Consider the following 13,522-nt stretch of genomic DNA (forward strand, 5'->3'; position numbering starts at 1 on the left):
TAAGGCGAAACTGACTATGAGAAAGGCTTATGGTTATAAATCTCTGGAATGCCTGCAAACAGCCTTGTATCATACTCTTGGTAATTTGCCGGAACCAATACTTACCCACAGATTCTGCGGATGAGGCAAATATAATAGCGCAGAAAGAGTTACACCATGCCGCCCTCAGAAATATCATAAACCCATGAGAGGTCTATTGGTTGATAATCAACGATCTCTTCTTTTGTAAAAAAAGCAGCTATTTCTTTTTCTGCGGAAGAAGGAGAATCCGAACCATGTATTAAATTAAAGCGGTTGCTTACCGCATAATCGCCCCGAATAGTTCCGGGTTCTGCCTTTGACCCGAAAGTGACGCCCATCATTTTACGCGCTATTTCTATGGCATTTTTACCCTTTACCACGATGACAACTACGGGAGAAGAAGTGGTATAGCTCACTAGAGGCTCGAAAAAATCCTTCCCCTTATGGGAAACATAATGCGCTCGTGCCAAAGAGTCAGGGATCATCATCATCTTCATGCCGGTTATCTGCAATCCTTTTTCTTCAAACCGGGAAATGATCTTGCCAAGCAGGCGGCGCTGAATGGCATCCGGTTTCAATATAATTAACGTTTTTTCCATGTACAGCTATCCTTTCATTCCCTTAAGTTTCTTAACATAATGCCCCCTGACCAAAAGAAAAAATTCCTGATATTCAGACGATTTATAATCGGGGAACGTCCACGGGAAGGATTCATATTTACCTTGGCGATAATCCAATGTAACTTCAGCATATATGCCATCCCGTAAATAAATACGATGAGAAAAATCTTTGGTGGAAGCTAAAATAAGCCTGCTTTCATTGATATATCCCGGATCTATATTCACCGGACGAGCTACAACATACTTTTCCTCTGAGGCGATTGCCTCCTCCAATGCGTTTGTTTTTATTTTTATGGCTGCGATTTCATCCGGCATGATAAGCCTTTCAAAACTAAAAAACTGTCTCAAAATGCCTTCGCCCATCTCATCATTATAATATCTGGTATAGTGAAAAGGTTGTATATTGCTGCGAAGGTCAATTTCCCCAAAATATCCTTCGAGTGTTTCGCCTATTTGTGCAAAAAGTACTTGTACACCTGACAATACCCCTATAATTAAATTTGCCGGTTTTGGCCTTCCTATCTCACCCACATTATGTTAATTCGCACTCCTCTCTGTCTTTATCAGATGCTGCAGTATACGTTCAAGCTCTTGTTTGGTATTTTCGATGTGTGTTAAAAAAACTTCACCACTTTTTCTTAATTTTATCTCAAGTTCTTTTGTTTCGGTATATTTTTTCCCAATAATTATCTTTACGGGAATGCCTATTAAATCGGCATCCTTGAATTTTACCCCTGGCCGCAAATCTCTGTCATCGAGTAATACATCGATTCCTTTCATGTTCGTCATATCGTCATAAATACTTCTTGCCGCGTCCATACATATTGTATCTTTGACGTTTACGGGAATAATGATAACATGGTACGGAGCAAGTGACATAGGCCATATAATCCCGTTTTCATCGTGTGATATTTCTATAATCGCCGCAATAATCCTATTCACTCCGATACCATAGCATCCCATAACTTTTGGCTTTTCTTTTCCATCCGCATCAAGGTAATGCGCTTTTAAAGCGCTCGTATATTTTGTTCCCAATTTAAAAACATGGCCTATTTCAATTCCCTGCGAGATTTCAAGAACATGATTACAATGCGGGCAATTATCACCCTGGGTTACATAACGAATATTTGCAATCTGATCAATTTTGAAATCCCTTTCGGAGTTAACGTTCAATAAATGATAATCTGTTTTATTCGCCCCCGTAACGAAATTAGAGAGCGTTGTAACCGCCTGATCGGCAATTATTTTAATTTTTAGACCTACAGGACCTGTAAAACCAACGTTTGCGCCGGTAGCGCACTCAATAGTCTCACGGCTTGCTAATTCAAAAGATTTCAAACCAAGAACACCTGACAATCTTGCTTCGTTCACTTCATGATCGCCTCGTAGGAGAACGGCAAACAGTTGTTCTTGTGAAGTATAGATTAGGGTCTTTACCATGTGATGTTGTGAGATATTCAAAAAATCACTGATTTCCCGGATAGTACGTTTGTCCGGCGTGTATATTTCCTCAAGCTTTCGCAGGGAATAATTCTCTTGTTGTGGTAAGGGGGCGGCTTCAGCCCTTTCACGATTTGCACTATAACCACAGTTCCGGCACAAAATCAATATGTCTTCTCCCACAGGACTTGGGACCATAAACTCATGGGAAGCATCCCCTCCCATTGCCCCGGAATCTGCTTCTGCAATAATATAATCAAGTCTGCACCGGTCGAAAATACGGCAATACGCATCATACATTAACTGATAACTGTTGTTTAAGCCCTTCTCGTCGAGATCAAAGCTATACGCATCCTTCATAATGAACTCCTTGCTCCTCAAAACACCAAAACGGGGCCTCATCTCATCTCTGAATTTCGTTTGAATTTGATACAACGTAATAGGAAGTTGCTTATAAGAATTGATTTCATTTTTAACTATATACGTAATAACTTCTTCGTGGGTAGGACTTAACACGGTTTCTTTGCCATGCCGGTCCTGAAAAGTTATCAGGTCTGCGCCGAAAACATCTAATCGGCCACTTTCTTTTAACAGGTCTAAGTGTTGTAGTGCGGGAAGAAATACCTCTATCGCTCCAGAACGATTCATTTCTTCTCTCACAATGGCAATAACCTTGTTGAGAACCAACGTTCCTAATGGTAGGTATGCATACGCTCCGGAAGTTATTCGCCTGATAAGACCGGCGCGAATCATAAGCTTGTGGCTGTCTATTTCTGCTTCTGACGGACTTTCTTTTAATGTAGGAATTAATGTTTGAGACCATTTCATTTTCTTGTTATTCCTTGATAAATTTTTAGTTTAGTATATGGTTTTAACAGCAAACTGCCATGAGAAAACATTATAATTCCTTATTCTTTGCGTTCAAGAGATAAAAATATACTATGTCTCTATTATAAAAAGCGAGTTACACTTTTATAACTAACCGTTAGGCTATGATGAAAATATTTGACATACTACATTTTCGAATTATAATGTGATTTTTATTTTTAAACCTTATGTTTGCATGAATAACCCTGTTAATTGTGCCCAAAAAACACTCATCTTTGAAGAATATTGGTTCTTTAGCCAGTTGATAAAGCGCCACTAAGTTTTTGATGTTTTTAAAAAGCCTTACGTAATTAACAGCTGCATTGATTCAAGAATTAGTAGCAAATATTATTTGTTATGTAGGTTAGTGAATTATAGGTTGTGGTATTATTTTTGACTAGGTGCTTATAATTGGTAATTTTTATAGTACGTCTGGACTTTTTGTAATGGAAGGGGAAAAAGCGTTGCGAAGTAAAATTCTGTTGATGTGCATATTCTCGATTGCTATCTTCAGTTTATCGGAAGACCGTTTTTGCTTGTGTGCTGAAGAAAATACTCAGGTTGAGGGTGAAAAAGAAGAGAAGAGCGAATTGGCCAAACTTATGAAAGAAATAGATAAGAACTATAAGGCAACAGAAGAAATCTCTGGTTATTATAACTATAAAGAGAAAGAATGGAAAATTATAGGAGATGCGAGTGTTAACCTCATAAATCTCTGCAAAATTGCTTTAAAAAAATTCGCGCGTCCAGATGATGAAAAATATCAGAAACTTAATAGAATGATGCTGGAAGAATCTGAGAAAATGCATGAAGTATACGAACGCAGAGAGCAGGTTGGCGCATTAGAAGATGCCCAATGGCAGGTGCGCCGTTTGAGGCAAACATGCGCGTTATGCCACAAACATTTAGGTATTCATCTCTACCCCAATTTATATCCTGGGCATAAAGATTGGGGAGTAAAATGAGGCGTAAAACATTTGTTCTGCTGTTTTGCCAAACCTCAGGCCGGTGAAAAACACGATATGCACATGTGATTTATTATAGGGCTATATCACGCATCGAAAAAGTGGTTCATTTCTTAAAATGAAGTACATAACTGTAATCAAATTAAACTTCCTCAATGCAAAAAATTTGATCAAAACCTTTAGTATTGCAACTTACAGTTATAAACCGCACACTGGTATAAATTAAACATTTTAGGTTTGTTGTGCTTAAAAATGTATAAAAGGCTAAAGCCATAATTGCGAATTACTTATAAATTTGTTTGTTGTTATTGGAATTGATGCTTTAGTATTTTATAAAAGTTTATTTATGTCCGTCTGCAGTATATTTCTTAAAATTATAAGGACAAGGTTTTTCCTCGAGTTCCAGACTGTTTTGGTATTCAAATTTTTGCTTGACTCACTTTCTTTTCAATGATATATTGACAAGCCCTGAAGAAGCCGTACTATTTCTGAAATTAAATGGGTTTGGAGTGTCATTCAAAGAATTTATGAGGGGAAAAGCATCGCTTACCCAATAGATAGTACTAATTTGCTTGGTAATTACAGTAACCATGCAAATCTGGCGGTGTTTTTCATCATTTTATCGGAACGGTAGAATCTTGTGGATGGTGGTTGTAAATGTATAATGCAGTTAATTAGAAAAAAACTTTATCTAAGGAATAGTAGTTTTTATTCTGTGTATTTCTGAGTGAGAAAACATTGATGGGTTTTGTAAACACATGCTGCTTCAAATATTTTTGCGCGAAGGGGGGGGGGTGAAGAAGTATCTAAATTAACAGTAAATTTTTCTATTTCAGAGATTTCTGGAATGTAAGCGCTAAGTAGGTAAACTTTTGATTAATATAATATAAATAAGTGAGGAGGGAAAAGAAAGATGAAGCTAAAAAAAGGCATTTTAGCTGGGATTTGTGCGATGGTTATTTCTGGGATGGCATCGATTGGATATGGCGCAACACAACAAGAGATATGTAAGAATATGTGGGATCCTTTTCAATCAATGAGGGCTGTGACTGGATTAATGGAACTTACATCGGGTCAGTGTACACAATTATCAAAGGATGCGGCGGCTATTTTGGCAGGTGTAAAAGAATCACATGACAGTATTTCAGTAGATAAAAATTATAAGGTTTTGAATGATGAGGTTGCTTATCATGCTGCGAACATTGATGCTGCGGCAAAAGCGAATGATTTAGAGGAAGTTCAGGTGCAATTCAGGAGAATGACCATTGCATGCAGGAATTGTCATAAGATTTACAAGACAGAGCAAAGACTCGTTCCGTAATATAAAATGCCTACGTTAATTTCCAAATAGTGAGGAGGGATTATTATGAAGTTGTTTCGTTTAAAATATGTATTACCACTTATTGCAGGGTTGGGTTTGTCTTTGACAAGCACAGCTTGGGCTTTGAATGAACACACCGCAGGTGATACAACAAAGAGTCCATATACTATATATGCGGGTCTTGGTTTTGCTGTACAAGAAAGTTGTTATTATTGCCATGGAAATGGCGGGAAAGGAACTACCGAAGGGCTTATTTTTGGAGTTCCTGATTTCACTAGCACAGAATTTCAATCATCAATGACAGATAAACAGATCATAGATCATATTAATAAGGGAAAGGGTAAGTGTCCTTCTTACCAAGGAAAGATGTCTCCTGAAATGATTGAGAAAATGGCTGGTGTTGTGAGAAATTTTGCTGTAAAGTAAATTCTCGCTATCGGGTTAATAGTAAACAAACCTTAGAGATGCAAAAATCAAAGGGTATATGAACAGCACAGTACGTTCATATGCCCTTTTTATTTCAAATATGGTAATGTACCTTTTTTAATAGCCGGTGTTTTGATTATATTAATCGATGTCTCATCGCGACAATAAACATTGTGCCATTCCAAGTTTTAAAACTTCTTTCTAAAGATTTATCAAACTTCTTCCCATGGAAACAAACTTAATTACTACTGAAAATTATTTTTACACCTTATTAAAAAAAAATTATCATACTTCGGAAAAAATACGTGCGCAAATTAGAGAAACGAAGGAAAAAGTTAGAAATATTGTACAAAGAGAGCCGTTAAAAGGGTTTACTATTAACTTTCAAGGAGAAGTCATTGGATGTTCTTTTGAAAAAACACTGAAAATAATTGCCAAACGCTTATTTAGCAAAGGAGTCGTTAATCATATTTTAACATTAAGGGATAAAAATTCGGTAGAAGTAGATGCTACAGCAACACAAACTGAAGTGGAAGAACTCATTCGCTTTCTCATGAAACGTCATGTTGTCTTGCATTATAAGAAAAAAACGTCAAAAGATATCAGTAATATGTTGATAATCGATGAGAATGAACAAAATCAATTAGGAAGTTTTATTCCTGATTCACTTTGCTGTAATTATGCATCTTTTGTTGAATCTACTGAAAAATACACCGGAAGGCTGAATAGTTATCTTATTCTTAATAGTTTGCCATTAACAACAGAAAAACTCGGTCGGGAGCTTCGTTTTAACAAAATTGAAACAAAAAATAAAGTTTTCACGGGTACCGGTTTAAAAGAAATTTACTTAAATTTAAATTTTTTAAACCTTATCCTCATGTTGGATTTAGAAGAACACTATTTGAAACTTAGAATTTTTAGCGCACAGGAAGAATACCTGAAATCTGTCGAGGAAAAAATTGACAGTCTTGGTTTTTTTGCAGATATTTTTCAATATATTGCAAGTGAAGATAATCCATTATTGTTCAACAAAAATTTGTTCATCGATTTAATGAGGATTGAACATATTATTGAAAAAGAAGATTGGAAATCACTCCCTGCATATGGAGGTTATATTTACTCAGCATTAAATAAACTTAACGAACATTTCAAAATCATGGAGGAATATAATCTTTTTTTAACTTACGCCAACTGTATTGAGAAATTTTTGGCAAAATTAGACAAGAAGCTTTTCAAACAGAAATCAGACTTTAAAAATGAAAAAAATGATTTAAATGCAAACTACAATGAATTAAAAAAGCTACATATTTTATCCCGGCACCCCTCAATAAAGCATACCTATCTGGAGCTATTGAATTCTTTTAGTAAATTATTGACATACATTGATTTTATGTCCATGCAAAACAAATATTATGGCAAAGAAAATACGAGGCAAAAAGCGCTTTCCCTAAAAAGACAGGGAAATAGATTTATTTCAGGCATAAAAAAGTTTGTAACATCTGTTCTTGATCATTCGACCACTAATTCTATAAATTCCTTGCTTTCTAAAAAGGAAGTTTTTGTGAATGAACAAGAGGTAGATGTCCATAAGCTCATAGAAAAACTGAAAAAAAAGCTGAAAGAAATATCCCAATTAAAAACTGCTTCTGGAAGGGATGCTTATATGGAAGCCAGGACATGCATACCATTGCTCACCTATTTGTCTGATATTTTAGATCAACTAAATGAGATAGTTAAAAAAGATGAATTGGGCAAGAATACTCAGGATTTATATAAAAATGTTTTTCTTAAATCGAAATTGAATAAGTTCACTACGCTATTTAATGAATTGGACCGCTTAGTTACATTTGACGATGAAGATGAAAAGGAATTTGTCCGTAAAATATCGGCCGATTTACAAAAATTCCTTTATAGTAAACCTTTAAAAGAAGACAATTATACAAAAATTATAGATAAAATTAGCGCTTTGGAGGATTTTGTAATAAATAAAAACAAACCACATCTCGAAAGTGTTGATAAAATACATACCTTCACTCAAAAATTTAATCAGAATAACGTTTTTAAAAATATAATTGATATAAAAACGGAAATTGAAAAGATGCTTGAGCTAGAGAGGAAGTTCTTGCAAATTGAAACCTTTAAAAAGGAGGGTGATTTTTTTTCTTATAGCAGCAAAGAACTTGACTGTTTTCTTGAAGAAATAATAATATTTAATAAAAAATTGAAAGCAAACGGCTATTGGAACAACAAATCAAATTTTGAAGAAATCGAAAAAAAATTTGATCAATTGATTGCAGAGGTAAATGATATTGAAAACCGCATTGTTTCAAGCGCAAGGAATGAAAACAATAAAATATCTAAAGAAACCATAAAATACGTTGATTATTTAAAAAATTCCATAGTGACAAGGAAGGGTTTGGAAGGTGCAGTTATTCTTATACAAAACCAAATTAGTCAAATAGCAGGATTTATTCATGCAATTAAAGCTTCTCTCTGCCAACAATCATTTGTCCACTCCGGAGTCTCAACCAGCGTGCTTTTTGATCAAATAACCTTTTTACTTAGTAGTATTGATGTAAAATTGCTGGATATGGACAAATTAACGGAAGACATGTTCATTGACTGTATTAGTACGATATCTCACTATCAAGTAGGAGAAACGTTTCAAGAGCCGCAAAATGACGATATTAATCGCTTAATGCTGGAAATTAGAAAAAGGGAAATAATCAAAACATATAAAAATTAGCGTAAACTGGTACAAATTTTACTTCCATTAATCCCGCACTATAGTGTGAGTGATATCAGTTATAAAATACATTTGTTTTCGCCCTGACTTTCAATATACGATGAAACACAAATGAATGGATTTTCTAAAAAACTAAAGTGTTACAAAATCTGCATATTTTTAGCCGGACAATAACAATTAATCATGACAACCATTTCTCATAAAAAGGACAAAAATTGGGACTAATCTGCAAAGTCATATACCGCTATCGTCAACTCTGTAAAAAATATTATTTTTGTATGGTCTCTTCGTGCCCTTTGAGATATTTTAAAAATATCCTATGAATTTAAGTTACAAAGAACTTCCATTAATAGATTTATTTGCTCAAAAGGTTGCAAGCACTCGAGAGAGAAAAAATACCGATAAAACACCCCATGATTATGCACTGGACAAGGTAGATGCAATGTCGGTTCTACATTGTGCAAATTTGCTCAATGACCAATACCTGAAAAATGCAATTCAAGCTTCAGAAAAGCATATGATCAAAACTCAGCCTCAACACAATAATATTCCGCAAAATACAATATCCATTAACACAAATAATAATCGACCAACCAGCAGAAAAATACCACACTATACCCATCTTATTGAATTGAATGGCCATTTGATTTTTCAAGCAGCATGTTGCCTTCCGTTAAAAATATTTGCGGCAAGTCTTGACGGTAAAACCGTCTCTGGCAAGACCTTGTTTAATAGTCACTCAGATTCTGGCGGAGGAAAGTTGGTATATGAATTTTTGGGAACAGGAAAAGAATTAATAGTTGATTTAAAACGCAGGGAAAGCACCAACGTACAACGTCTGATTTTTCAAATATAAAGAAAAAAATCCCTGAGTAATTCAACTCAGGGATTTTTTTCTTTAGTAAAAATAGGGATTTTTGAAATATTAAATCCATTCCTCGGATAAAACGCCACCTTCAATACCTACGACAACCTGCTTAACCGGTATTTTACGAGTTGCCCTTTCTGCACCCTCTTTTGCTACCTGAACTAACCCAAAACAACACGGTACCTGCATGATCATTACAGTCAAAGTATTAATCTTTGCGTTATCAATTAAAGACTTTACTTTTTCTATATAGACCTCTTGATCCGAATCCAGTTTAGGGCAAGCAATAGCAATGCTTTTGCCTTTCAGATAATCCTTATGAAAATCAGCTAATGCAAAAGGAACACAGTCAGCGACCAACAAAATATCTTTTTCCTGAAAATAAGGCGCTTGTGGCGAAACTAGGTGCAACTGTATCGGCCACTGCCTTAACTGAGACTGGCGCTTGCCTGATTCACCCTCGCTCTGTTCTTCCTTTTCACTAAAATCTATCGTTTTTGATCCTGGACAACCACTCATTTTACAACCTCCCTTAAAAATTTCTCTTCCAATTCAATAATAAAATTCTCGTACTTTCTTGGCAATTCATCCCCAACAGAAGCATCCGCATCATTACACCTTTGAAACATTTCACCTACCTGTGCGTCAGATAATTGACGATCAATCCAAGGATAAAGGATTTCATCTTCTTTTTTGATATGTTGTGTAAGCAAATCCATGTATCCAAAAAGGTGTTCTTTTATCGCAGCTTTGTCACCACTTTTCACCCCCTCTACTACTTGCCGGATATGGTTTCTTCCTGTATCGTGATCTTTATACATAATTTGTATAACTTCAGCATTTTCATCAACGTATTTAAATAAAATATCCTCTTCCTTCATATGATGATATTTGTCTGCATAATTACGTATAAAATCAACGCAACTTAACACAAGGTCTTTATCAAGTTCCATGCTGCTTTCAATATATTCAACAATGGAAGGTATGAGAGCCAAAAGTCGTTTAATAAGAACATGTTCATCCACAAGTTTTTTCACCGAAGGAGAATAGGTAATTTTCCTAGGAGCAGCCATCTTTGTCAAATCCACCTTTGGCTCAGGTACCTCCCTGTCCGGATAAATAGCCTTTTCTATCCTATACATCAACGTCGCTTCTTGCAGAGGATCAAGATTGTGAATTCCAACTATATCCTTCATTAAGCAGCTTCCAACAGAACATGGTGCACACCCTATGCCATATTCCTCAAGAATTTTGCCTACTTCCGGATAAGTATCAATAATCCCCTTTATCTCTTTATTTAAGATATTTTCCAAAAACACCTCCTTAATTCAATACTATTATAGTGCCGTCAATCTCAATATTTAAGAAACCATTATAGCCAACGATTATATAACATGTCAAGCAAAGAAATAGGTGAAAATTTACCAGGGAATGCTGATATCAAGCTTTTTTGCCGCTTGCAATTATTGTTTGTTTTTATTATATTCTAAAAAGTCGACTAGTCGAATTTAATCCGCTCTTAAATAATACATTTTCACACGTTAGCCATGGCTTTAGGCTATTCTATAAATGCGGTGAGGTTTAACGCATGGACGGATTTTTGAAAAACTAAAATATTACCGTAATTTTTTTAAAAAGGGCTGTTATCTCCCAGACTTTTTTAAACCTTTATATTTTTCAGAAAAAAATAATCAAGTGAATATTGTTACTTATCCAGCCCCTGTATTGCGCCAAAAGGCAAAACCTCTGACAGAAATCAATGCAGATGTGTATAAAAAGGCAGAAAAAATGGTTGAATTGATGCGTCGTGTGCATGGTATTGGATTGGCGGCGCCACAGGTAGGCTGGTCTGTGCGCTTGTTCGTTATTGATGTTGTTGGAAATAATGTAGACGATAATGTGTTTATCAACCCATCAATTATGGAAGAAGCTGGTGAAACAAGTAATGAAGAAGGATGTTTAAGTTTTCCAGGCATTATGGGAAAGGTTATAAGAACCCACAAAATTAAGGTATGCGCGTATAATCTTAATGGACAGAAAATTGAGGTTGTTCTGGAAGATTTACTTGCCCGTGCATGGCAACACGAGCTTGACCATCTGAATGGATGTCTTTTCATAGACAGAATGAGCCCTGCCAGCAGACTTGCTGCATCTCAACAATTAAAAGAATTAGAGCAGTCATATAAAAAAGACCGGGTTCCGGTTTAATACACTCTTTTGCAAAATCTGAAAAAGGGAGAAAAGGAACAGTTGGTTAAATTATGAACGTTATTTTTATGGGAACTCCGGAATTTGCAGTTCCCAGCCTGAGTTTTTTGGCAAAATCAAGGTATAATGTTGTTGCCGTGGTAACACAACCAGACCGGCCAAAAGGAAGAAGCAAAAAACTTTGCCCTTCGCCGGTAAAAATCAAAGCTATGGAATTGGGATGGGAAATATTACAACCAGCCAATGTAAATGACGAACCTGTAATAAAACAATTGAAAAGATATGCCCCTGACTTTATCGTTGTTGTAGCATTCGGGCAACTTTTATCCAGCCGAATAATCGATATTCCACGATTCAAATGTATAAATATACACTCATCTTTGTTGCCAAAATACCGTGGAGCCGCCCCTATAAACTGGGCTATTATAAAAGGTGAAACTATGAGTGGCGTAACCTCTATGGTGATGACCATTAAAATGGATGCAGGTGATATTATTGCGCAAAAAAGCGCTTCAATATCCTCGGATGAAAACGCAGGGGAACTTGAAAAAAGATTATCATTTATGGGTGCTGAGTTGTTATTGGAAACATTGGATAGTATTGCAACAGAAACGGCGCGTTATAAGAAACAAGATGAAGAAAAGGTGACTTTTGCCCCAAAACTGAAAAAAGAAGACGGATTGATCTCCTGGGTAGAAAAAACACAGGAAATTCATAATCGAATACGCGGCGTTACACCTCTTCCTGGGGCATATGCGTTTTACAATAAGAACAACCTGCCAGAAACGAGAAAGAGGATTATTCTCTTAAAGACACGTATTCATGAGGGATGTAGCACGCAGGAATCTATTATACCGGGAACAGTTGTCGAAACGGCAACCTGTGGAATTCACGTTGCAACATTGGATGGCTCTATTTGTATTACGCAGTTGCAACCTGAAGGGAAACGCGCAATGGATGCGCAGGATTTTATTCGTGGTTACAAAGTTGCATCTCAGGACATGTTTACTGCATAAACACTAACATTTTTATAAGAGGCCGATAATTATGGAATTTATTGATAAGAAGTTTGTTTCTATCAATAATCTTATGGTAAAACTCAGGAAGAAAAAATGCTCTTCAAAAAACTTACTTATTCTCTTCCCGCATTGTATTCAACACTCGGCGTGTAAACAAAATGTAAAGAACGATTTGAACGAATGTAAACGCTGCGGAAAGTGCAAGATAAAAGATCTGATAGAATTTTCTGAAGAATATGGCGTTCACATATCTCTTGCCACCGGAGGACGTATTGCCCTTCAAAAAGTAAAATCAGCAGAGATACACGGAGTTGTTGCTATTGCCTGCGAAAAAGAATTAAGAACCGGTTTGATGGCCGCTGCCCCAAAAACCATTTTTGCAGTGCCGAATCTCAGACCACATGGATATTGCAAAGATACGGACGTATATATGGATGAAGTAAAAGAAGCAATTGAAAAATTCCTCAAATAAGATTGATGTACGCCTTGAAAGTATTCGCATTCTGCGGAAGGTTGATGAAAAAGATGTTTTAGCACAGGAACTTGTTGAGGAGCGATGCCAACAAACGAATGTATCAAGGCGAGACAAACACCTTCTCCTTGAACTGGTAAACGGCATTACCCGCCATCGATTATCCCTTGATACCATACTTTCTTTCTTTTCTAAGATTCCGCCCCAAAAAATAGAACCCTGGTTGCTATATGCATTGCGTCTGGGAATCTATCAAATGATTTTTTTAGATAAAATACCTCATTCAGCCGCGGTAAATATAGTAAAAAGCATTTATTTTTATAAAAATCTGTTTTTTTCTTGCATTTGAATTGTTTCTAGAGTATTAAATTCTGCATGAATCCATTTCTCAGTGAAAAAACCCGAATAGAATTTAAAAAAGCACATAAGAAAGAGCCTCATAGACGTCATGCCGACCGAATCAAAGCTATACTTCTTCTTGATTCAGGATGGAGTTATGAAGAAGTAGCAGAGGCGCTCTTGTTAGACGATCAAACAATCAGGAATTAC

Annotated in this window: 14 protein-coding genes; 9 read left to right on the plus strand and 5 right to left on the minus strand. The window is 35.9% G+C overall.

The window, feature by feature from the left end; translation table 11 throughout:
* Positions 1-149 precede the first annotated feature (149 nt).
* Genes ndk through QZT26_RS12775 form a run of 3 tightly spaced genes read right to left on the minus strand, consistent with a single transcriptional unit; the run spans position 150 to position 2,909 of the window.
* Positions 150-620, minus strand: a complete 471-nt coding sequence (gene ndk, locus QZT26_RS12765) for a nucleoside-diphosphate kinase (RefSeq protein WP_099326121.1) — start codon at positions 618-620, stop codon at positions 150-152.
* Positions 621-626: 6 nt separating this feature from the next.
* Positions 627-1,172 (minus strand): DUF4416 family protein, encoded by a 546-nt coding sequence (locus QZT26_RS12770; protein ID WP_099326122.1) that lies wholly within the window; start codon positions 1,170-1,172, stop codon positions 627-629.
* Between the two features lie 6 nt (positions 1,173-1,178).
* Positions 1,179-2,909: a proline--tRNA ligase gene (locus QZT26_RS12775; protein WP_295102622.1), complete on the minus strand. Its 1,731-nt coding sequence runs from the start codon at positions 2,907-2,909 to the stop codon at positions 1,179-1,181.
* 485 nt (positions 2,910-3,394) lie between these two features.
* Between QZT26_RS12775 and QZT26_RS12780 the strand changes: the two genes are divergently transcribed.
* The 5 genes from QZT26_RS12780 (at position 3,395) to QZT26_RS12800 (ending at position 9,262) form a co-directional block, all read left to right on the plus strand.
* Positions 3,395-3,913: a hypothetical protein gene (locus QZT26_RS12780; RefSeq protein WP_157820646.1), complete on the plus strand. Its 519-nt coding sequence runs from the start codon at positions 3,395-3,397 to the stop codon at positions 3,911-3,913.
* Between the two features lie 913 nt (positions 3,914-4,826).
* Positions 4,827-5,234 (plus strand): cytochrome c, encoded by a 408-nt coding sequence (locus tag QZT26_RS12785; RefSeq protein WP_099326125.1) that lies wholly within the window; start codon positions 4,827-4,829, stop codon positions 5,232-5,234.
* A 45-nt stretch (positions 5,235-5,279) separates the two neighbouring features.
* Entirely contained in the window at positions 5,280-5,660 is a 381-nt protein-coding gene (locus QZT26_RS12790; RefSeq protein ID WP_099326126.1) for a cytochrome c, read from the plus strand.
* Between the two features lie 226 nt (positions 5,661-5,886).
* Positions 5,887-8,406, plus strand: coding sequence for a hypothetical protein (locus tag QZT26_RS12795; RefSeq protein ID WP_099326127.1), 2,520 nt, complete (start codon positions 5,887-5,889; stop codon positions 8,404-8,406).
* Between the two features lie 319 nt (positions 8,407-8,725).
* Entirely contained in the window at positions 8,726-9,262 is a 537-nt protein-coding gene (locus QZT26_RS12800) for a hypothetical protein (RefSeq protein WP_099326128.1), read from the plus strand.
* 69 nt (positions 9,263-9,331) lie between these two features.
* On the opposite strand, the gene QZT26_RS12805 is transcribed toward QZT26_RS12800, so the two are convergent.
* The gene (locus QZT26_RS12805; RefSeq protein ID WP_099326129.1) at positions 9,332-9,793 is read right to left on the minus strand and encodes a 4Fe-4S ferredoxin; all 462 of its coding nucleotides are present in this window, start codon (positions 9,791-9,793) and stop codon (positions 9,332-9,334) included.
* A complete protein-coding gene (locus tag QZT26_RS12810; RefSeq protein WP_099326130.1) occupies positions 9,790-10,587 on the minus strand; it encodes a hemerythrin domain-containing protein in 798 nt (265 codons plus the stop codon). Before QZT26_RS12810 ends, QZT26_RS12805 begins: the two co-directional genes overlap by 4 nt.
* Before the next feature lie 382 nt (positions 10,588-10,969).
* On the opposite strand from QZT26_RS12810, the gene def reads away from it, so the two are divergent.
* The 4 genes from def to QZT26_RS12830 are packed head-to-tail and all read left to right on the plus strand — an operon-like array spanning position 10,970 to position 13,322.
* On the plus strand, positions 10,970-11,482 hold the full coding sequence (gene def / locus QZT26_RS12815; protein WP_099326131.1) for a peptide deformylase: 513 nt from the start codon (positions 10,970-10,972) through the stop codon (positions 11,480-11,482).
* 53 nt (positions 11,483-11,535) lie between these two features.
* Positions 11,536-12,498, plus strand: coding sequence for a methionyl-tRNA formyltransferase (gene fmt / locus QZT26_RS12820; RefSeq protein WP_164995380.1), 963 nt, complete (start codon positions 11,536-11,538; stop codon positions 12,496-12,498).
* A gap of 31 nt (positions 12,499-12,529) precedes the next feature.
* Entirely contained in the window at positions 12,530-12,973 is a 444-nt protein-coding gene (locus QZT26_RS12825) for a DUF116 domain-containing protein (RefSeq protein ID WP_099326133.1), read from the plus strand.
* Positions 12,954-13,322, plus strand: a complete 369-nt coding sequence (locus QZT26_RS12830) for a transcription antitermination factor NusB (RefSeq protein ID WP_295102634.1) — start codon at positions 12,954-12,956, stop codon at positions 13,320-13,322. Before QZT26_RS12825 ends, QZT26_RS12830 begins: the two co-directional genes overlap by 20 nt.
* Positions 13,323-13,522: the final 200 nt, after the last annotated feature.

It is taken from the genome of uncultured Candidatus Kuenenia sp. (genome assembly GCF_900696675.1).
Lineage (GTDB): Bacteria > Planctomycetota > Brocadiia > Brocadiales > Brocadiaceae > Kuenenia > Kuenenia stuttgartiensis_A.